This is a genomic window from Metabacillus arenae (assembly GCF_014773385.1).
Taxonomy (GTDB): Bacteria; Bacillota; Bacilli; order Bacillales; family Bacillaceae; genus Metabacillus_D; species Metabacillus_D arenae.
The window spans coordinates 1-22,123 of sequence record NZ_JACXAI010000005.1 but is presented as its reverse complement, the minus strand read 5'-3'; the positions used below and the strand labels follow the sequence as shown (position 1 = coordinate 22,123).

General features: G+C 39.4%; 19 protein-coding genes. 16 read left to right on the top strand and 3 right to left on the bottom strand.

The features are described 5' to 3' along the window. Positions 1-13: 13 nt before the first annotated feature. The 5 genes from IC621_RS05580 (at position 14) to IC621_RS05560 (ending at position 7,928) form a co-directional block, all read left to right on the top strand. Positions 14-634, top strand: a complete 621-nt coding sequence (locus tag IC621_RS05580; protein WP_191156588.1) for a TetR/AcrR family transcriptional regulator — start codon at positions 14-16, stop codon at positions 632-634. A gap of 26 nt (positions 635-660) precedes the next feature. Beyond that, a complete protein-coding gene (gene icmF / locus IC621_RS05575) occupies positions 661-3,924 on the top strand; it encodes a fused isobutyryl-CoA mutase/GTPase IcmF (protein ID WP_191156586.1) in 3,264 nt (1,087 codons plus the stop codon). 419 nt (positions 3,925-4,343) lie between these two features. Continuing rightward, entirely contained in the window at positions 4,344-4,898 is a 555-nt protein-coding gene (locus tag IC621_RS05570) for a GNAT family N-acetyltransferase (RefSeq protein ID WP_191156584.1), read from the top strand. A gap of 425 nt (positions 4,899-5,323) precedes the next feature. Beyond that, positions 5,324-5,863 (top strand): DNA-directed RNA polymerase subunit delta, encoded by a 540-nt coding sequence (rpoE, locus tag IC621_RS05565; protein WP_191156582.1) that lies wholly within the window; start codon positions 5,324-5,326, stop codon positions 5,861-5,863. Between the two features lie 463 nt (positions 5,864-6,326). Next, a complete protein-coding gene (locus IC621_RS05560; RefSeq protein WP_191156580.1) occupies positions 6,327-7,928 on the top strand; it encodes a CTP synthase in 1,602 nt (533 codons plus the stop codon). A 599-nt stretch (positions 7,929-8,527) separates the two neighbouring features. Here IC621_RS05560 and IC621_RS05555 read toward each other — a convergent pair. Further along, positions 8,528-9,049 (bottom strand): DUF2529 domain-containing protein, encoded by a 522-nt coding sequence (locus tag IC621_RS05555; protein WP_191156578.1) that lies wholly within the window; start codon positions 9,047-9,049, stop codon positions 8,528-8,530. A gap of 253 nt (positions 9,050-9,302) precedes the next feature. Here IC621_RS05555 and IC621_RS05550 point away from each other — a divergent pair, with 253 nt between their 5' ends. From IC621_RS05550 to IC621_RS05510, 9 genes are all read left to right on the top strand, one after another. Continuing rightward, positions 9,303-9,677 carry a response regulator gene (locus tag IC621_RS05550; protein ID WP_191156576.1) on the top strand — a complete coding sequence of 125 codons (375 nt, stop codon included), beginning with the start codon at positions 9,303-9,305 and terminating at the stop codon, positions 9,675-9,677. A 311-nt stretch (positions 9,678-9,988) separates the two neighbouring features. Next, positions 9,989-10,849, top strand: a complete 861-nt coding sequence (locus tag IC621_RS05545; protein ID WP_191156574.1) for a class II fructose-bisphosphate aldolase — start codon at positions 9,989-9,991, stop codon at positions 10,847-10,849. 282 nt (positions 10,850-11,131) lie between these two features. Beyond that, positions 11,132-11,776 (top strand): fructose-6-phosphate aldolase, encoded by a 645-nt coding sequence (gene fsa, locus IC621_RS05540; protein ID WP_191156571.1) that lies wholly within the window; start codon positions 11,132-11,134, stop codon positions 11,774-11,776. A gap of 468 nt (positions 11,777-12,244) precedes the next feature. Beyond that, complete coding sequence (locus tag IC621_RS05535) at positions 12,245-13,534, top strand: UDP-N-acetylglucosamine 1-carboxyvinyltransferase (RefSeq protein WP_191156569.1); 1,290 nt, start codon at positions 12,245-12,247, stop codon at positions 13,532-13,534. Between the two features lie 66 nt (positions 13,535-13,600). Continuing rightward, entirely contained in the window at positions 13,601-14,566 is a 966-nt protein-coding gene (gene glpX, locus IC621_RS05530; protein WP_191156567.1) for a class II fructose-bisphosphatase, read from the top strand. 523 nt (positions 14,567-15,089) lie between these two features. Then, positions 15,090-16,385, top strand: a complete 1,296-nt coding sequence (gene rho / locus IC621_RS05525; RefSeq protein WP_191156566.1) for a transcription termination factor Rho — start codon at positions 15,090-15,092, stop codon at positions 16,383-16,385. A gap of 170 nt (positions 16,386-16,555) precedes the next feature. Continuing rightward, entirely contained in the window at positions 16,556-16,756 is a 201-nt protein-coding gene (gene rpmE, locus IC621_RS05520) for a 50S ribosomal protein L31 (RefSeq protein WP_191156565.1), read from the top strand. Between the two features lie 169 nt (positions 16,757-16,925). Continuing rightward, positions 16,926-17,546 (top strand): thymidine kinase, encoded by a 621-nt coding sequence (locus IC621_RS05515; RefSeq protein ID WP_191156564.1) that lies wholly within the window; start codon positions 16,926-16,928, stop codon positions 17,544-17,546. Positions 17,547-17,784: 238 nt separating this feature from the next. Further along, the gene (locus IC621_RS05510) at positions 17,785-18,225 is read left to right on the top strand and encodes a hypothetical protein (RefSeq protein ID WP_191156563.1); all 441 of its coding nucleotides are present in this window, start codon (positions 17,785-17,787) and stop codon (positions 18,223-18,225) included. A 46-nt stretch (positions 18,226-18,271) separates the two neighbouring features. Here IC621_RS05510 and IC621_RS05505 read toward each other — a convergent pair whose 3' ends face one another. Both IC621_RS05505 and gloA2 read right to left on the bottom strand, forming a co-directional pair. Then, positions 18,272-18,778 carry a MerR family transcriptional regulator gene (locus tag IC621_RS05505; RefSeq protein WP_191156562.1) on the bottom strand — a complete coding sequence of 169 codons (507 nt, stop codon included), beginning with the start codon at positions 18,776-18,778 and terminating at the stop codon, positions 18,272-18,274. A gap of 104 nt (positions 18,779-18,882) precedes the next feature. Continuing rightward, positions 18,883-19,266 carry an SMU1112c/YaeR family gloxylase I-like metalloprotein gene (gene gloA2, locus IC621_RS05500; protein ID WP_191156561.1) on the bottom strand — a complete coding sequence of 128 codons (384 nt, stop codon included), beginning with the start codon at positions 19,264-19,266 and terminating at the stop codon, positions 18,883-18,885. A gap of 189 nt (positions 19,267-19,455) precedes the next feature. On the opposite strand from gloA2, the gene prfA reads away from it, so the two are divergent. Together prfA and prmC are read left to right on the top strand one after the other, a co-directional pair. After that, on the top strand, positions 19,456-20,526 hold the full coding sequence (prfA, locus tag IC621_RS05495) for a peptide chain release factor 1 (protein WP_191156884.1): 1,071 nt from the start codon (positions 19,456-19,458) through the stop codon (positions 20,524-20,526). Position 20,527: 1 nt separating this feature from the next. Then, a complete protein-coding gene (gene prmC, locus IC621_RS05490) occupies positions 20,528-21,382 on the top strand; it encodes a peptide chain release factor N(5)-glutamine methyltransferase (protein WP_191156559.1) in 855 nt (284 codons plus the stop codon). Positions 21,383-22,123 lie beyond the last annotated feature (741 nt).

The following is a 22,123-nucleotide window of genomic DNA, read 5'->3' as shown; positions in this document are numbered from 1 at the left end:
AGGGTGAAAACATATGACCAGACGAGAAGTGCCTGCCTCTGTAAAGGATGAGCGTTTAGTAAAAATGCGTCGAGACCAAATGATCAAAGGGGCCGTTACCCTTTTTAAAGAAAAGGGATTTCATCGCTCAACAACTCGGGAAATCGCAAAGGCATCAGGCTTTAGCATTGGAACATTATATGAATATATCAGACAAAAGGAAGATGTATTATACCTTGTCTGTGACACAATCTACGATGAGGTTAGAGAGCGGTTGGAAAAAAACATAGATATAAAGCAAGGAACAATCGAAAGCTTGAAGCTTGCGATCAGCAATTATTTTCGGGTTGTTAATGACATGCAGGATGAAGTGCTTGTCATGTATCAAGAGGCAAAGTCCCTTTCTAAGGAAGCTTTGCCATATGTTTTGCAAAAAGAGAACGAAATGGCAAGCATGTTTGAGCGTGTTATTGAAAGCTGTATTGATAAAGGGGAACTGCAGTTAAATGAACAAGAAAAAAATTTACTAGCACATAACATTATTGTTCAAGGGCAAATGTGGGGATTTAGAAGATGGGTATTGCAAAAGCAATATACAATCGATGAGTATATTGAATGGCAAACAAAGCTGATTTTACGAGGGATTATTTCGTAATTATGTCACTCAGAGGGGGAGTTTAGATGCAAAAGGCAGACATTTACCGCCCAAAGCATGCGGTTAGATTTGTTACAGCATCCAGTTTATTTGATGGTCATGATGCTTCGATTAATATTATGCGCAGAATTTTACAAAGCAGCGGGGCTGAGGTTATTCATCTTGGCCATAACCGTTCTGTTGAAGAAATTGTTCAAGCGGCAATTCAGGAGGATGTGCAAGGGATCGCAATCTCATCTTATCAAGGTGGTCATGTTGAATTTTTCAAATATATGTATGATCTTCTTCAAGAAAAAGGGGCTTCCCACATCCGGATATATGGAGGGGGGGGCGGAGTGATTATTCCTAGGGAAATAAAAGATCTCCACGAATACGGAATTGCCCGGATTTTTTCTCCAGAAGATGGAAGGCAGCATGGGCTGCAAGGTATGATCAACCAAATAATAAAAGAGTGTGACTTTCCCACAATTACTCAGCTTGAAGATGAAGTAGAACGACTAAAGCAAGGTGATGTGAAAGCTGCAGCAAAACTCATCACTCTTGCTGAAGCAAATATCCACGCTCCAGAGGAAGTGGCAGCAGCTGCTGAAAAGGTTTTTTCACAAGTGAAGGGACTAGATTCTGATGCACCAGTTATTGGAATAACCGGAACTGGCGGAGCAGGGAAAAGCTCCCTTACTGATGAACTGGTCCGAAGGTTTTTAAATGAAGTACCGGAAATGAAGCTCGCTGTCCTTTCCATAGACCCGACCAAACAGAAGACAGGCGGTGCGCTGCTCGGGGACCGTATTCGGATGAATGCCATTTTTAATCGTCGCGTGTTTATGAGAAGCTTAGCTACGAGGTCTTCCCGATCTGAGCTTTCTCTTGCGATTCAAGATGCAATAGCCGTCGTGAAGGGCGCAGGATATGACCTTGTAATAATCGAAACGAGCGGGATCGGTCAAGGGGACGCTGAAATTACAAACATTTGTGACATTTCCATGTATGTGATGACAAGTGAATTTGGAGCACCTTCACAGCTGGAAAAAATTGATATGATAGACTTTGCCGACCTTATTGTTATAAATAAGTTTGAGCGAAAAGGGTCAGAGGATGCGAAAACCCAAGTTCAAAAACAATACCAGCGCAGCCATTTATTATTTGATAAAGAATTGGATGATCTGCCAATATACGGCACGATTGCCAGCCAATTTAATGATCCTGGTACCAACACTTTATTTGTTGCCCTTTTAGACCTTATTAAAACAAAGGCATCGAAACAATGGTCAACAGATTTAGCGACTGTAAAAGAAGTAGAAAAACAAAATGTCATCATTCCTCCAGAAAGAAGATACTACTTGAGAGAGATTAGTGAAACGGTTCGGAATTATCATAAGCAGTCTGAAATAGAAGCAGAACTAGCCCGTAAATTTTATCAGCTTGAAGGGGCATTGAAGACTGTAAGGGAAACTGAAAAAAATGAGGAATTGGTAGCATCGCTGGAGGCGATGAAGGAACGTATAAAAGAGCAGCTAAACCATGAAACAAAGCATATTATTGAGTCATGGCAGGAGACGAAGGAAAAGTATGCCGCAGATGAATTTGTAGTGAAGATTCGGGATAAAGAAATTCGAACGAAACTCAAAACAAAATCATTGGCAGGCCTGCAAATTCCTAAAATTTCATTGCCAAAATTTAAAGATTATGGAGATATTGTTCATTGGGTTTACCGTGAAAATGTCCCAGGTGCGTTCCCATATACAGCAGGAGTATTTCCGTTTAAACGAGAAGGCGAGGATCCGAAGCGCCAATTTGCTGGTGAAGGAACACCAGAAAGAACAAATCGCCGTTTCCATTACTTATCAAAGGATGATACAGCGAAACGCCTTAGCACTGCATTTGATTCGGTCACGCTTTATGGAGAGGATCCGGCATATCGCCCTGATATTTTTGGGAAGGTTGGAGAAAGCGGTGTAAGTATTTGTACATTAAGTGATATGAATAAGCTGTATGCAGGGTTTGACCTGTGCGCACCATCCACATCCGTGTCGATGACAATCAATGGGCCTGCGCCAATCATTCTAGCAATGTTTATGAATACGGCGATCAAGCAGCAAGTTGAAGCTAAACAAGCAGAGCTGGGAAGACAGTTAACGAAGGAAGAATTTGCCGAAGTAAAAGCAAAAACGCTTCAAACCGTACGGGGAACAGTGCAGGCAGACATATTAAAAGAGGACCAAGGTCAAAACACTTGTATTTTCTCAACAGAATTCGCTCTTCGAATGATGGGCGATATCCAAGAATATTTCATCAATGAGAAAGTCAGAAACTATTATTCTGTTTCGATTTCCGGCTATCACATTGCTGAAGCGGGAGCAAATCCAATTTCTCAGCTTGCCTTTACACTAGCCAATGGATTTACGTATGTTGAGTATTATTTAAGCCGTGGAATGAATATCGATCATTTTGCACCAAATCTGTCGTTCTTTTTCAGCAATGGATTAGATCCTGAATATACTGTAATCGGCCGGGTGGCAAGGAGAATCTGGTCAACCGTTATGAAGAATAAATATGGTGCCAATGAGCGCAGCCAGAAATTAAAATATCATGTTCAAACCTCCGGCCGCTCGCTGCACGCTCAAGAAATAGATTTTAATGATATCCGTACAACGCTGCAAGCATTAATGGCCTTACATGATAACTGCAATTCGCTTCATACGAATGCCTATGATGAAGCGATCACAACCCCAACAGAAGAATCAGTAAGACGTGCAATGGCCATCCAAATGATTATTACAAAAGAACACGGCCTAACGAAAAATGAAAACCCTCTGCAAGGCTCATTTATAATTGAAGAACTAACCGACCTGGTTGAAGAGGCAGTTCTTCGGGAATTTGACGCTATCAACGAACGAGGCGGTGTCCTTGGAGCAATGGAAACACAATACCAACGGGGGAAAATTCAAGAAGAATCCATGTTCTATGAAATGAAAAAGCATACCGGCGAGCTTCCGATAATCGGAGTCAACACGTACCTAAATCCAAACCCTCCATCAGAAGAACAGCTTGATGGCATGGAAATTGCAAGAGCGACAAAGGAAGAGAAAGAAACACAAATAATAAATTTAACATCTTTCCAAGATAGCAATAAAGATCAAGCAGATGAAGCTCTGAACCGTCTGAAGCATACTGCCATCTCAGGCGGCAACATCTTTGCAGAACTAATGGAAACAGTTAATGTAGCCAGCCTCGGCCAAATTACCCATGCCCTATACGAGGTAGGAGGGCAATACCGGAGAAACATGTAATAATAATAAAGCGGGCCTTACCCAGCGAAAGTGGATAAGGCTTTCTTTTAATATGTAAAAGTTGTAAAAGTTTTACCCTGCTTCAAGCCTTGATAATGTGGTATTTTCATGTATGAAGACAAACTTTTGTAAATGGATTTTTGCGATGATTATAAACGCCGGGAGAATATCCATAAATGGCATCAAACTGCAAGAAAACGTAAAACCCGGATCAAGTCACGCCTTGTGCTTGTCGCTGAAGGACTAGCACTCTGAGCTTTTCGTTCTTTATTGATCATGGCAGAACGAATGTTAAAATCGGCTGAGCAAATTTCTATATAGCTTGTCATCCTCTCGGCAGAACTTATTTTGAAAAAATAAAAGGAATTAAAGCGTCAACACAGAATACTCATATATCATTCCTTAGGAAGAGAGTATCTATGATTTCCATACAACTAATGAAACACAAAGACCTCAACCGTATAACTGAAATTGACCGCTCCGAAGAGATAGAGTCTATTTACCGCAATAAAAACGGCAGTTTAATCAAAGTCCCTATGAAAAAGACCATCTCAAATTGGTCTTCAGAAACGAACGAAGCCAATATCAAGTTGCTAACACCCATTCTTGCACAAGGAGGCAAACTTATTGGAGCTTTTGATGGTCCTAAGCTTGCAGGCGTCTCTGTTCTTGGAAACTCTTTGATTGGGGAAAATAAAAATCAGCTTCAAATGGCTTTTTTATATGTGAGTAATGGGTATAGAAGAAGGGGTATAGCAGCACAGTTAATGGATTTTATGTGTGATCTGGCTATTAAAAAAGGGGCAGCCTTCCTATACATATCTGCAACTGAAACAAATTCTGCTGTTGATTTTTATTTAAAGTATGGATGTAAGCTGACTGATGAGCTAAACCCTGAATTATTTGAACGAGAACCAAACGATATTCATATGATTTATCGTTTAAAAAACCATTTAGAAAAAGAATCAAGATAAATTTCAAATTAAGAAGAATTAAGGTAGCATAAAGTATTAGAATTTGTTTATAATGAATGGTATGGTTTGCAGCAATACCGCTAGATACATAGTGCGAAATAAAGGAAACTGCCCTCAGCATCCCATGCTGAGGTTAATAGAACTAATTGATAGCGCGGTTTATCACGCTAAATACCTAATAGGGGATAAAATGACCAGTCCCATTTCGCTTCATTAATAAAGGCCCTTGCTAAGCGATTGTTGCTATAAACTTATAGGGACATTTAAGTAAAGGCGTCGCCGATTCCTTCAAGCCTAACATCACGCCGATTACCTTTATAAGTTATCTTTACTTTCAAAGGGATAAACTTTATTTAAATAGTAACAAAGTTTGTGAAAACAGCCTTAAAAAGATAGATGAATCACCAGAAAGGGAGTGCCTAAACTTGAAACTATCTCAATATTCACCTGAGGAATTAAAAGAAACGGCTCTAGTAGAATTAGCTTACTTGCTTTTTGAGGAAAAAAGAAAGCCGGTTCAATTTACAGATTTAATAAAAGAATTAAAGCAGCTGCTTGGATTAAGTCAGGAAGAGCTGGAGGAGCGCATTCCACAATTTTACACAGATCTAAATATTGATGGGCGCTTTATTATGCTATCTGATGGTTCTTGGGGCTTAAGAAGCTGGTACCCATATGATCAGCTTGAAGAAGAGACTCAGCATGTTGTCAAAACTAAAAAGAAAAAATCGAAAAAGGTCAAAGAAGAAGACCTTGACGACTACGAAGAGATGGAAGATGAAGCTGTTGATTATGATGACGATGATGAGGACTTTGAAGAAAGTGATCTTGACGAGGATTTGGAAGATGACGAGTTAGATGAAGATGAGGACCTAGAAGATGACGATCTTATTGATGATGATTTCGAAGATATGGAAGACGACGATGATAATTTGGAAGATGATGAAGATGAGGAAAATGACTAAAAAAGATCTTCTTGACTTTTCATATTGAAGTGAGTAGTATTTTATTTGGGCTCTTAAAAAAGCGTAAAAATTTTTTTTATATAATAAATATGCTCCCTTTCAAGAAATTGAAAGGGAGCTTTCTTATTTTAAATTCGCTTAAAGCGATATATTGGTATAGGTGGTTAATTTTATTAAATGAAATCGGCTTGTTCGCAGATTTCCTCAAAATCCGACCTCCGATTTCTCATTTCTAGAAGAGATACGGATTGCCTTTATTTTAGAAAGTTGAAGTTCATCAAAGTAAAAAGGTATAGGTGGTTACTTATAAAAAGAAATCAGCATTTTCACTGATTTTCACGAATCAGGCTTCTGACCTCTTATTTCTAGGTAAACGCGAAGCGTTTTTCTAAATATATCCCCTCATTTTTAAAGAAATTTAGTACATGTTAAGATTAGGTGTTTTTAGGGAGGAGTACAGTAAATGACAAAATATATATTCGTAACAGGTGGCGTTGTATCTTCTTTAGGAAAAGGAATCACAGCAGCTTCTCTTGGCAGGTTGTTGAAGAATCGCGGGTTAAATGTGACCATCCAGAAGTTTGATCCGTACATTAACGTGGATCCGGGAACAATGAGCCCATATCAGCATGGGGAGGTTTTCGTGACAGATGACGGCGCAGAAACGGATCTTGACTTAGGTCACTATGAGCGTTTTATTGATATTAATCTGAATAAGTACAGCAATGTAACTACTGGAAAGATTTACTCCACTGTTTTACGTAAAGAAAGACGCGGAGATTACCTCGGCGGCACAGTTCAAGTTATTCCTCACATTACAAATGAAATTAAAGACAAGGTATTTCGTGCAGGGAAGGAAACTGGAGCAGACGTTGTTATTACGGAAATCGGCGGAACGGTGGGGGACATCGAGTCATTGCCATTTCTAGAAGCGATCCGTCAAATCAAAAGCGATATCGGCCGGGACAATGTCATGTATATCCACTGTACACTTGTGCCATATTTAAAGGCAGCAGGAGAAATGAAAACAAAGCCGACACAACATTCTGTTAAGGAATTGCGCAGTCTTGGCATACAGCCAAATGTTATAGTTGTCCGTACAGAAATGCCAATTTCTCAAGACATGAAAGACAAAATTGCGTTATTTTGTGACATTGATTCAAAAGCAGTTATCGAAGCTGGAGATGCTGAAACTTTATATTCTGTTCCATTGTCATTGCAGGAGCAACATTTAGATACAATTACTTGCGAACATTTAAAAATGGAATGCCTTGAAGCAGATATGACGGAATGGAAAGAGCTTGTTAAAAAAGTTACACACCTTTCTAAGAAAACAAGAATTGCACTTGTCGGAAAGTATGTTGAGCTTCAAGATGCCTATATTTCTGTCGTCGAGGCGCTCCGTCATGCAGGATATGCATATGACGCAGATGTAGATATTAAATGGATCAACTCAGAGCTTGTTACATCCGAAAATATTAGTGAGCAAATGAAGGATGTAGATGGAATTTTAGTTCCAGGCGGATTTGGCGATCGTGGTGTGGAAGGGAAAATTATTACGACAAAATTTGCCCGCGAAAACAAGATCCCGTTCTTAGGCATTTGTTTGGGAATGCAAGTAGCCTCCATTGAATTTGCAAGAAATGTATTGGGATTAGAGGGCGCTCATTCATCTGAGCTTGATCCGTTAACTCCAAATGCAATTATTGACTTATTACCTGAACAAAAGGATATTGAAGATTTGGGCGGTACTTTGCGTTTAGGATTATATCCATGTAAATTAGACGAAACATCTAAAGCCTATGAGGCTTACCAAGATGAAGTAGTATATGAGCGTCATCGTCATCGCTATGAGTTTAATAATGAATACCGCCAGCTAATGGAAGATGCAGGCTTCATGTTCTCAGGGACAAGCCCTGATGGCCGATTAGTCGAAGTCATTGAATTGAAGGACCACCCTTGGTTTGTAGCTTCACAATTCCACCCGGAATTTACTTCAAGACCGACAAGACCACAGCCGCTATTCCGTGAATTTATCGGAGCATCGTTAAAAAAAAATAGCTAAAAAAACGAAGAAGCCAGTTGCGCTTGGAATTTTCAAGTGAAACAATGAAAAATGGGTCTGATCTTTTGAGGGATCAGACCCATTTTTTATTATAAGTTCCGAATGGTTAAGTAATTAAATACAAAAGGATATATTAAAGGTTCACTACATAAGTACAAACAATCAAACTATAAAAAAAACACAGTAAATCACATCAAAATGTAGTGTATGTTTTTTGTCGATAAATCAATGATTTTTCTAATTTTATGGGGTTTCATCTGAGAAATTAGTATTGATAAAAGATGAATAGAATATTTATGTTAATTTTTTTGGGTTAAACTACTGCTGAAATGCCAGATGATGCCCGAATTCACGAAATCCCCCCGATTCAGGTCACTATAACCGCGGTATGATGCTCGATTTCATAAAATCATTCCGATCTTGAACTTCTTGATTGCCTAATGAAGAATTTCCCTTTTGGACGACTCGCCCAGAGGTTGTAGCTGGTAGGCAGACACTCATCGCTTTCCGTTCAAATATGGGAATTTAATTTATTATTCTTTTCTAGCTCATACCGTTATCTGTCCATATTTTCAGCGAAGGGCTACTAGCGGCTTTTCTTACTCATACTCATTCAAAATCTCGTTTATCGTCAGGTGAAGGGCATAATAAACATAGAGCGATGTCATGATAGCTGGGAAACCATATCTGCTGCCATCTTCATGTGGAATTAATCCGTTTTTTAGTTTTGAGTCAATATGGACATCACAAATGTCAGCAAGTCCTTGCTCTTCACTTTGCAGGGCAGCTGAAACGCCTACAATCTGAATACCATTTTTGGATAATTGTTTAGCAAGTTCAATTGCTTTTTCATCATTAGAGTGATGAGAGAAAAGGAGAACTCTGTCCTCGGCACGAACTTCACTTGGATCTATCAATTTTTTTGCATGTGGGAAAGGTTCACTGCTTTTTATAGCCTCGATTAAAATCGCTTCTAACTCTCCTGCCCCATACAGATAAATATCTCCATCACCAACAGCTGCTTGTGCAAGAAGGCGGGCGCCATCTTCAAGGGAATATTCCTCCTTTTCTTGTATGCGATTTAAATGACCTATTAATTGAGTCGTAAATATTTTTAGCATATATTTAAAATACACTCCGTTTCTATTCAAAGTACTATATTATTATAACAAGCATGTACTAAAGTAAAAAATTGTCGAGAAAGTATTTTTTAAAAAGGCAGGAAAATGTTTTCTTAAAAAGAATAGATAAATTATGTTTAAATGGGGTTATTAATAAAAGTAATTTTGCTAATTAAAATATTTTAAACAAGGATTGCTCTCTTTCAAATAAGTACTCCAAGCGGACATAATAATAACTAAGAGGTGTCAAAGAATGAAAGACGAAAAAATTTTAATTGTTGATGATCAATACGGAATTCGGATTCTTTTAAATGAAGTATTTCAAAAGGAAGGATATCAAACTTTTCAGGCAGCGAGCGGATTTCAGGCATTAGAAATTGTAGAGAAGCATGCTCCCGACTTAGTTCTATTGGATATGAAAATTCCTGGTATGGACGGAATAGAAATTTTAAAAAGAATGAAAGTGGTCGATCCGGATATAAGAGTCATTATCATGACTGCTTACGGGGAATTAGATATGATCCAAGAGTCTAAGGATTTAGGTGCGTTAACTCATTTTGCAAAATCTTTTGATATTGATGAAATTCGCGGGGCAGTTAAGAAGTATTTGCCAATAAAATCGAATTAAAATTGTTTGTTTTTTACAATTGGTGTCGAAATGTTGCCGATTTTCGCAATAGTTGGTATTCTTATGTATGTGAAAAGCTATGTGATGATTCCCTAAATTTACATATGAAGGACTTATTATGGTCATGCTAGTAATGACGGGCTTTTCGTGAAAAGAAAGGGCTGTTTTCTGAATCCTTATTAAAATGACTACTACTTGTTTTCAAGTACAACATCTAACCTTATGAGGCGGGTAGATGTTGATTTCATTTTTAACAATGATTTGAAAAACTTGCCAAAAGAAAACGAGCTACATAAGGAGGAGCTTTCGACATGCCTTTAGTATCAATGACAGAAATGCTGAACAAAGCAAAAGAGGGCGGCTATGCAGTCGGTCAATTCAATTTAAACAACCTTGAGTTCACTCAAGCAATCCTGCAAGCTGCACAGGAAGAGCAGTCTCCAGTTATTCTGGGTGTTTCTGAGGGTGCAGGTCGTTACATGGGTGGTTTTAAAACGGTTGTTGCGATTGTTAAAGCTTTAATGGAAGATTACAAAATCACTGTACCAGTTGCGATCCATTTAGACCATGGTTCAAGCTTTGAATCTTGTGCTAAAGCAATTCATGCTGGATTTACGTCCGTTATGATTGATGCATCTCACCATCCGTTCGAAGAAAACATTGAGACTACATCAAAAGTAGTTGAACTTGCTCATTTCCACGGAGTATCTGTTGAAGCAGAACTTGGTGTTGTTGGCGGACAAGAAGATGATGTTATTGCTGATGGAGTGATCTATGCGGACCCTAAAGAATGTGAAGAGCTTGTTACTCGTACGGGAATTGACTGTTTAGCACCTGCACTTGGCTCTGTTCACGGACCATACAAAGGTGAACCTAACCTTGGATTCACTGAAATGGAACAAATCGGCAGCGCAACAGGTGTTCCTTTAGTACTGCATGGCGGTACAGGTATCCCGACAAAAGATATCCAAAAAGCGATCTCTTACGGAACAGCTAAAATTAATGTAAACACTGAAAACCAAATTGCTTCTGCAAAAACAGTTCGCCAAGTTCTTGCAGATCAGCCAGAACAATATGATCCACGTAAATACCTAGGACCTGCTCGCGATTCAATTAAAGAAACAGTTCAAGGTAAAATGCGTGAGTTTGGTTCTTCAAATAAAGCTCAGTAATCATTGATTGCCGCCTAAGCGTTGATACTAGCCAATCGCTGGGCGGTTTCCTTAAGGTTTTGCAGAAAGCGCAAACATTTTTAACTTTTGAAGAGGCAGCTGCTATTAACATAAAATGAGACTTTTAAATAAATGCAATCGGTGAAGCACTGATTGCTCCTAGTCTCACATCTGACCTCTAACTTCAAGAGATATCTAAACTCTCGAAGTGAAAGACTTTGTTTCAGCCAGTAATATTGTTTGCGAAAAACCTAACTTTTAAAATAACTAGGAGGGTAATTTATGCAATTTTTCATTGATACGGCAAATCTTGACGAAATTAAAGAGGCACTAAGCTTAGGGGTGCTTTCTGGAGTTACGACCAATCCTAGTTTAGTAGCCAAGGAAAATATTTCTTTTCACGATCGCTTAAGAGAGATTACAAGTGTTGTTTCAGGATCTGTAAGTGCTGAGGTTATTTCCTTAAAAGCAGACGAAATGATTGAAGAAGGAAAAGAATTAGCAAAAATCGCGCCGAATATTACTGTGAAGGTGCCCATGACACCAGATGGACTAAAAGCTGTAAAAGCATTCAGCGATTTAGGAATAAAGACAAATGTGACTCTTGTATTTAGTGCTAATCAAGCCCTGTTAGCTGCCAGAGCTGGTGCAACCTACGTATCGCCTTTTCTAGGAAGACTAGATGATATTGGTCAAAACGGATTAGATTTAATCTCTGAAATTAATGATATTTTTTATCTTCATAACATTGAGACAGAGATTATTGCAGCATCTATCCGCCACCCGATGCATGTAACAGAAGCAGCTATGAGAGGTGCACATATTGCAACAATTCCTTACAAAGTTTTATTGCAGCTGTTCCATCATCCATTAACTGACCAAGGGATTGAAAAATTCCTAGCTGATTGGAATAACCGAAAACAATAGATCAGGTTATATTCAATCTGGGTAAAGTGAAGGGGCAACTTTGTAAGCAATCAGTTTTTAAAAATTTTAACTCTAGTTTAAGAGTTATCCCCTCAAGGTCCCATTCTTATTCTTAGCAGGTAGTAACCCCCACCTAAAGCTTCAGAAGAAACAAAGAAAGAAGGTGGGGGATAACTTGCCGCACTAAAGGGACAAATCTACAAATCACCTTATGGCGGGGAAAGGTCAAATACTCTACATAAGGAATTTTCACTTTATCTACAATAAACTAGTTAAACCCTCAGTAGATTTCTTCTATATCTCTTCAAATATCATTGGTAAAAATTGACGAATGGTTGTATTCTTTCTTATGATATTGGAAAATATTTGTTAAAAGGGCTTTTTTTAAAAGAATAAACAGGTTTCCTTGTTATTTGTTAAAATGAATGAAAAGATTTATAAGTCAACTTCAGAAGAAGGGAGACTATCATGGAAAAGTTGAAGATTGCAGGAGGGTACTCGTTAAAAGGGACAGTAGGAGTAAGCGGCGCTAAAAATAGTGCTGTTGCGCTTATTCCAGCAACAATTCTTGCCGAGTCACCTGTTATCATTGAAGGGTTGCCTGATATTTCAGATGTACATATTCTCCGGGCTTTGCTTGAAGAAATTGGCGGGAAAGCGGCATTCGAGGATGGAGAAATGCATGTGGATCCTTCCACAATGATTTCAATGCCCCTGCCAAATGGGAAGGTGAAAAAGCTCCGTGCATCCTATTATTTAATGGGAGCTATGCTTGGCCGATTCAAAAAAGCAGTTATTGGATTGCCGGGCGGATGTCATTTAGGTCCGCGTCCAATTGACCAGCATATTAAAGGATTTGAAGCACTAGGTGCTCAAATTACGAATGAACAAGGTGCGATTTACTTACGTGCTGATGAACTAAAAGGTGCCAGAATCTACCTTGATGTCGTCAGTGTCGGAGCAACAATTAATATTATGCTTGCGGCTGTCCTGGCAAAGGGACAAACAATTATTGAAAATGCAGCAAAAGAGCCTGAGATTATTGATGTAGCTACGCTATTATCAAGTATGGGCGCCAAAATTAAAGGTGCCGGAACAGATGTTATTCGCATTGATGGGGTCGAAAAGCTTCATGGATGCCGTCATTCGATCATTCCCGATCGAATTGAAGCAGGAACGTATATGATTATCGGGGCTTCGATGGGGAAAGAAGTCATTATTGATAATGTCATTCCTCTTCATTTGGAATCATTGATTGCGAAGCTGCGGGAAATGGGCATTCATGTAGAGACAAGCAATGACCAAATTATGATTGTCGGTATTCAAAAGGAACTGAAAGCAGTCGATGTTAAAACGTTAGTATATCCAGGTTTTCCGACGGACCTTCAGCAGCCAATGACAGCATTGTTAACGAAAGCAACAGGGACAAGCGTTGTTACAGATACCATTTATTCTGCACGTTTTAAACATATTGATGAATTGCGCCGTATGAACGCAAATATGAAGGTTGAGGGCCGTTCTGCTATTATCTCAGGACCTTCGCGTCTTCAAGGAGCAAAGGTAAAAGCAAGTGATTTGAGAGCTGGTGCATGCCTTGTTGCAGCAGGCTTAATGGCAGAAGGGATAACTGAAATTACAGGTCTTGAACATATTGACAGAGGCTACAGCCAATTAGAAGAGAAATTGAATGGACTAGGCGCAACGGTTTGGCGTGAAAAGCTGTCTGAAAAAGAAATCGAACAGCTCCAAAATTTATAACAGGGTACCTGGTACCCTAATAAAAGATAAAACTACACAACAAGGGGAATAAGGAGAGGTTTACAAATGGAAAGAAGTTTATCAATGGAGCTAGTTCGAGTTACAGAAGCTGCTGCTTTAGCTTCAGCACGCTGGATGGGCAGAGGCAAAAAGGAAGAGGCGGATGATGCAGCAACATCTGCGATGAGAGATGTCTTTGATACCGTTCCAATGAAAGGGACTGTAGTGATTGGGGAAGGAGAAATGGATGAAGCTCCGATGCTTTACATAGGGGAAAAGCTTGGGAATGGCTACGGCCCCCGGGTTGATATAGCAGTTGATCCACTGGAAGGAACAAACATCCTTGCAAGCGGCGGCTGGAATGCCCTTGCTGTTTTGGCAGTAGCCGATCATGGAAACCTGCTTAATGCACCAGATATGTATATGGACAAGATTGCTGTCGGTCCTGAAGCTGTCGGCTGCATTGATATTGAGGCTCCGATTATTGACAATTTAAAAGCAGTCGCAAAAGCAAAGAATAAAGATATTGAAGATGTGGTAGCGACAGTTTTAAATCGCTCCAGACATGAAAGGATTATTAATGAACTTCGGGAAGCAGGCGCCCGAATTAAACTGATAAATGACGGAGATGTTGCAGGTGCCATTAACACCGCATTTGATCATACTGGTGTAGATATTTTATTCGGTTCAGGGGGAGCGCCTGAAGGTGTGATTTCAGCAGTGGCTTTAAAATGTCTTGGCGGGGAAATCCATGGAAAGCTTCTTCCTCAAAGTGAAGAAGAGCTTGCAAGGTGTAAGGAAATGGGTGTTGATGTAAACCGGATTCTTAGAATGGAAGACCTTGTAAAAGGGGACGACGCCATTTTTGCTGCCACTGGAGTAACAGACGGAGAATTGCTAAAAGGCGTTCAGTTTAAAGGGTCTTCAGGGACAACCCAATCCCTTGTCATGAGAGCAAAATCGGGAACAGTCCGTTTTGTTGATGGACGGCACAGCCTAAAAAAGAAGCCGAACCTTGTCATTAAACCATAGTTTTAACAATAAAAACACTTTTCTATGATTATTGCTTTTGACAGAATAAGCGGGAATTTCAAATTAAGGCAATCGGTATACCGCAAATTGCTTCAAATTCGCAAAAGTTCTCGAGTAATCATGATGATTAATCTCAGGTAAAATTTACTTAAACAGCCAATTAAAGGGGGAAGCGGGTACCTCAATCACTCGCTTCCTTTTCATTCTTATGACAAAACGGAAAAACCATTGATTAAAGAGTCGAAATAAGGTAAAACTAAAGAGTGCTGCATATTCATAAACTGCTTCGTTTACTTCAAGTATTCATCTTCATTCCCTTCTCTATCCATAAAATACTCCTTTTCAATTCGAAATTTAAGCTTGTATGGGTGGAAGAGCAATTATCTTTATACAATAATTTATGGTATGTGAAACTTGTAAAACTGTGTTCGATCCGTTTTTAGGACAGGGTTTTTGCTTTGTACTTATGCAATTTTTTATATTGCAGCAAATAAATTTTATTTAACAAAAGAGTGGTGTAGATATGAGTGAAAAAAAAGTTTCGATTTCATCACTTGAAAACATGAAATTGAAAGAGCTGTATGAACTTGCTCGTCATTATAAAGTGTCATATTACAGTAAGCTGACAAAAAAAGAATTAATTTTTGCTATTTTAAAAGCAAATGCAGAACAAGAAGACCTTCTGTTTATGGAGGGTGTTTTAGAAATCATTCAATCTGAAGGATTTGGATTTTTACGTCCAATCAACTATTCTCCAAGCTCAGAGGATATTTATATTTCTGCATCCCAGATTCGCAGATTTGATTTGAGGAACGGAGATAAGGTATCTGGGAAAGTTCGTCCCCCTAAAGAGAATGAACGCTATTACGGTTTACTCCATGTAGAAGCAGTAAATGGAGATGATCCGGAATCTGCGAAAGAACGTGTCCACTTCCCGGCTTTAACACCATTGTATCCGGATCGTCAGATCTACCTTGAAACTCAGCCTAGAGCTTTATCGACAAGGATTATGGATTTGATTGCTCCTGTTGGTTTTGGACAGCGCGGTTTGATTGTAGCCCCCCCAAAAGCAGGTAAAACCATGCTTTTAAAAGAAATTGCCAATAGTATTACAACAAACAATCCTGAGGCTGAGCTAATCGTCTTGTTGATTGATGAGCGTCCTGAGGAAGTAACAGACATTGAACGCTCAGTAGCAGGAGATGTTGTCAGCTCAACGTTTGATGAGGTCCCTGAAAACCACATAAAAGTAGCAGAGCTAGTGTTAGAACGAGCGATGCGTTTAGTAGAGCACAAGAAGGATGTAATTATCCTTATGGATAGTATTACTCGTCTTGCGCGTGCCTATAACTTGGTTATCCCGCCAAGCGGACGTACCCTTTCTGGAGGGATTGATCCTGCTGCTTTTCATAGACCGAAACGGTTCTTCGGGGCTGCAAGGAACATTGAAGAGGGTGGAAGCCTTACCATCCTTGCAACAGCATTGGTTGACACTGGCTCCAGAATGGATGACGTTATTTACGAGGAATTTAAAGGGACAGGCAATATGGAATTGCATCTTGATCGTTCGCTTGCCGAAAGAAGAATTTTTCCTGCGATTGATATCCGCCGTTCTGGAACAAGAAAAGAAGAGCTTCTTGTTCCAAAAGATCATCTTGAAAAGCTATGGACCATTCGAAAAACGATGTCAGACACTCCTGACTTTATCGAAAAGTTCATGAAAAAGCTGCGCCAATCTAAAACAAATGAAGAGTTCTTTAACATATTGGATACAGAAATGAAGCCGGCAGGCGGTAACGGGTCCTATAGAAGAAATTAATAAACGAAGAAGATTAACAATATTTAGTTGGTCCTTGCAAAACCAATTTAACCTTGTTATAATTTCAACATGTGCTTTCAGATGTTTCTTATAAAAATCAAGTGATTTTTATAATCTGAAATAGATAACTCTGTTTCGAATATGACTCAGGGCAGAAGGAGATGAAAAGAATGAAATCAGCAATTCATCCAAACTATAAAAAAGTAACGGTGAAGTGTGCTTGCGGTAACGAATTTGAAACTGGTTCTGTATTAGAAGAGGTGCGCGTTGAGGTTTGTTCAGAATGTCACCCATTCTACACAGGTCGTCAAAAATTCGCCGATGCAGGTGGACGTGTAGATAAATTCAGAAAAAAATACGGTATCAAATAAGCGATCGAGTTTAACAAACAGGCAAGACACTGTTCCTTGCCTGTTTTTTTACGAAAAAAAACAGCTTTTTGCACTCGAAGTTACTTCATATGGGCATCGAAATGGGAGTATTTAGATAAATAACCCAAACCTTATGGAGTATGGAAGAACGAAGGGAGAGGCCACCAGAATGTATGTAATGAAACAAACCGGATGGCTTGAAGTAATCTGCGGGAGTATGTTTTCTGGGAAATCGGAGGAATTGATTCGCAGAGTAAGACGTGCTCAATTTGCAAAACAAAAGGTACAAGTTTTCAAACCAGTAATTGATAACCGGTACAGCGAAGAAGCTGTTGTCTCACATAATGGGACGTCAGTCATATGCAAACCGATTGCCTCATCATTCGACATCATGCAGGCCGTATCGGAAAACACAGATGTTGTAGCAATCGATGAGGTTCAGTTTTTTGATAACGAAATTGTTGAAGCTGTGACACTTTTGGCTAATCAAGGTCATCGAGTAATCGTTGCAGGACTAGATCAAGATTTCCGAGGAGAACCATTTGGAACAGTTCCTGAGCTAATGGCAATAGCTGAATTAGTAACAAAGCTTCAAGCGGTCTGCTCTGTTTGCGGCTCGCCAGCAAGCCGTACTCAACGTTTAATTGACGGTAAACCAGCTTCTTACGATGACCCCATTATTTTAGTCGGCGCATCTGAGTCATACGAACCCCGTTGCAGACATCACCATGAAGTTCCAAACAAACCAATTTCTAATCAAATGAAACAAGCAAAAATTCAAAAGCCTTAATTTCTTTCTACATAAAAAGGCTTTTAGCCTAACAGCAGCTATCCTCCTATTTTTACAGAGGCAGCTGCTATTTTTATTTATCCTCCTCTTAACAACAGACCTCAGCCAAAACTTCAGGTTTCTATGAAAGCAATGAAGCAGACTATCCGGTCATCCCGTAACTGAGGTTAAAAAACTCCCAAAGCCTGAAAGTTTCCGTTTATTTTGGGCACCTTATGAATGGAGGTGCTTTGATCATATGAAGAAAATCTTTGTTTATTTGCTTTCGGCTCTTATTTTAACTTTAACTGCTTGTTCCTGGAGCCCAACCGGTCAACAAATTCCCCAAGAGGAAGATAAGAATGGAACAAATTTGATGAATTCCGGACAAAAGGAAACTGGGTATCAACGGGAACTTGATGATGAAAGGACGAATACCAATCAAAACCCTAATTTTATTGATTTATCCGAAAGCCGCCCCAACTTGGATACTGACAAGGATAAGGTTGGCGAAGCTTTAAAGGATTATGATTATCTTGAGCTCGGACCTGTTCTCATCAACGGAAAAAATGCCAGGGTAACGGTATACTCTGAAAAAAATCTTTCTCAGAAGGAAATGAAGAAGCTGGAAAAGGAACTTCACGATAAAATGGTAAACGCTTTACCCCGTTATAGGATCCAAGTGAATGTTGAAGAATAGTATAACCTTTTGCTAAAAGAAAAATAAGACTAGGGGCGTCCTAGTCTTAAAAGCTTAAAAGAGAACTAATCAAGTTTTTGCGTTTTTGTTTCGGTTTTTTGTGAGGATGGTCGAATACGAGCAGATTATCCTTCCCTAGCAGCTCTTTTTGTTTCTGCAATTCATCAAGCTGCATTTGGAGTGACTTAATTTTTTCTTGAAGCTCTTCTAATTCCTGACGGTGCTGAAGTAATTGGTAGGACACGACAGAGTCCGCTTTTTCATTTACTTTCCTTTCAACCTCCTTCAGCCTTTCCAGCCATTCATCATCAATTGTGGCTTCTTTTTTTTCTACTAAATGCCCTGTACGTTTTGGTTTTGTCACTTGGATTTCCTGTAATAATACGCCGTTATGAATTTGTGTTTGAACTTCTCTCAACAAGTCAATGTCCTTGTCTGTGAAAAAATAGTGACCCAGTTCGTTCCGTTCCATTGGCAAATTAAGCTGTTTGACCCAGCGCTGAATCGTTTTGGTTGAAACAGAGAGCTCTTTAGCTACCGCACTAGTATTCATTCATCATTCCCCCTTAGAAGAGGAGTTCTCTTTTTACATCTTTTTTCCTTCCCAGAAGACAAAACAAGTATTTATTCGGCAAAGATAGTGAAGTTTCGCCAGTTTTAGTTTTCGTAGATTTCCAGTGGCAAACCGTCTGGATCTTGGAAAAATGTGAACTTCTTCCCTGTTTCCTCATCAATTCGAATTGGTTCACATTCAATCCCTTTGTCAGAGAGCTTCGACACTGTCTCATGGATATGATCCACTTCAAAAGCTAAATGCCTTAAACCGGCAGCCTCAGGCTGTGAAACTCTTTTTGGAGGAGATGGAAAAGAAAATAACTCAATCTGATAGGTTTCAGAAATCGCTAAATCAAGCTTGTAGGAATCCCTTTTCTCGCGATACACCTCATTTACAACGTTAAATCCCAGCTTATTCACATAGAAATCCTTTGAAGCTTGATAATCAGAAGATATAATGGCGATGTGATGGATTTTCTTAAACATGTGTTCTACTCCTTTTAGTTAAAATAATAGGCTGATTTTTGAAGCATAAAAGCATTCAAAACTACGATATACCGCCATAATTTAATGATTAGATGGCCAGTATAAAACGTTTTTGCTAATTTGCTTTTGACGCTAAAGTTCTCCTATACTATAATTATAACGTTATGGAGAAAAATTGAGGTGAATAACGTGTTAGATCGTTTACAAGCCGTTGAAGAACGATACGAAAAATTAAATCAGCTTTTAATGGATCCTGATGTGGTCAATGATACAAATAAGCTGAGAGAATATTCTAAGGAACAGTCTGATCTTCAAGAAACTGTTGAAGTGTATAGAGAGTATAAATCTGTAAAAGAGCAAATCAGTGATGCAAAAAGCATGCTTGAAGAAAAGCTTGATTCAGAAATGCGAGAGATGGTAAAAGACGAATTGGCAGAACTTGAGGAACAGGAAGAAGCTCATTCTGAACGTCTGAAAATTTTGCTTATCCCAAAAGACCCTAATGACGATAAAAACGTTATTATGGAAATTCGCGGGGCAGCAGGCGGAGACGAGGCTGCCTTGTTTGCAGGTGACTTATACCGAATGTACAGCCGATATGCAGAAGCGCAGGGCTGGAGAACAGAAGTAATTGAAGCGAGCACAACGGGAACCGGAGGCTATAAAGAGATTATTTTCATGCTTACAGGGAAAGGTGCTTATTCCAAGATGAAGTTTGAAAACGGTGCCCATCGTGTCCAGCGAGTACCTGAAACAGAATCAGGTGGCCGTATCCATACATCGACTGCAACGGTTGCCTGCTTACCTGAAGCAGAAGAGGTTGAGGTGGATATTCATGAAAAGGATATCCGCGTTGATACATTTGCATCCAGCGGTCCAGGCGGACAAAGTGTAAATACAACGATGTCTGCGGTTCGTTTAACTCATGTGCCAACAGGCGTTGTCGTATCATGTCAGGATGAAAAATCACAAATAAAAAACAAAGAAAAAGCTATGAAAGTATTACGCGCCCGGATATATGATAAATTTCAACGAGAGGCTCAGGCAGAATATGATCAAACTCGAAAATCAGCTGTCGGAACAGGCGACCGTTCTGAGCGTATCCGGACATATAACTTCCCGCAGAATCGTGTGACAGATCACCGTATAGGTCTAACGATTCAAAAGCTTGACCAAATTCTGCAAGGAAAGCTTGATGAATTCATTGACGCTCTAATTGTAGAGGATCAATCATCAAGACTACAGGCAGCGGAAGACTAGAATGACCAGAATATTTGAAGCCCTCAATTGGGCTTCTTCTTTTTTAAAAGAAGCTGGAAGAGATGAAAATGCGGGAGAACTTCTGCTTCGTCATCATGTAAACATGAACAGGTCAACCCTATTAAGTAGTCTGCGGGATACCATTCCGGATAATGTATATCAATCGTTCGTGTTAGATATAAAGCTTCATGGAGCTGGTGAACCCATTCAATATTTAATGGGATATGAAGATTTTTATGGAAGACGTTTTACGGTGAATAGGGAAGTCCTTATTCCAAGACCTGAAACAGAAGAGCTTGTAGAGGGTCTGTTAAAAAGAATGGCTAAACATTTTGACAAGAAATCACTTCATTTAGTTGATGTAGGCACAGGCAGCGGGGTAATTGCCGTAACTTTGGCGCTTGAAGAGCCCCATCTATTTGTGACAGCTACTGATATCGCTCCTGAATCTTTAGAAGTCGCCGCACAAAATGCAAAGCGGCTCGGTGCAACCGTACAATTTGCTCATGGAAATCTTTTGAAGCCAATCATTCAAGAAAAAAGGAAAGTAGATATCGTTGTATCCAATCCACCCTATATACCTGACAAAGAAGTGTTAAAATTGTCCACAGTTGTAAAGGACCACGAACCTAGCCGTGCTTTGGCCGGAGGGGAAGATGGGCTGGATTTCTACAGAAAATTTATGGACGAACTGCCGCTCGTGTTAAAACCAAAAGCGTTAGTTGGCTTTGAAATTGGGGCAGGGCAAGGAGAAGCAGTCCGGCTGCTGCTGAATGAAACCTTCCCAACTTCTAAAGCAGAAATCGTGTTTGATATTAATGGCAAAGATCGGATGGTCTTTGCAGAAATAGGGTAAGCATCTCTTATAGCAGAGGTGCTTTTTTAACAAATAGCCCCCTTAACATGGAACCCCCAACCTTCTAGCCAGAAGTAGGAAGAAATGGCCGGCTTGCGATTATTCCGTTAGACATTAGCTAGTTCGGGAGAAACTCGAAGCTAGTACTTGGTAAACCACATTGAAATACAAAGTATCCTGTTAATACTTAGGGAAACAAGATCACAATTTGATTGTTCAGTCAGTATGGCAGAACCGCTATAAAATTACTGAGTGGACCATATGCTTCAAACTTGCAGCAAATAAAGAGCCCTAGAGGACAAAAAGCATCAAGCCACGGCAAATAAAGAGCCCTAGAGGACAAAAAGCATCAAGCCACAGCAAATAAAGAGCCCTAGAGGACAAAAAGCTTCAAGCCACGGCAAATAAAGAGCCCTAGAGGACAAAAAGCTTCAAGCCACGGCAAATAAAGAGTCCGTGTGGCTAATATATTTCAAACTTGGCCAGTAAATTTCCGCAATCGGCAAGAAAATTCCCTGATACGGAAAGTAAAAGGGGAGGACTGTACAATAAACGAAGCAACCGGATAAAAAAGTTGGCAATTAGACAGAAAAGCCCAAGAAACGAAAAACACCTATAGTTAATTAACAAAAAGTGGAAATATAACTTTTTAGACCCCTTAATCATTTAGACACGAAATATTAAAAAAAGTAAACTATGACTAAGCTGATAAGTATCTAAGTGATGGAGGTCTATTAAGGT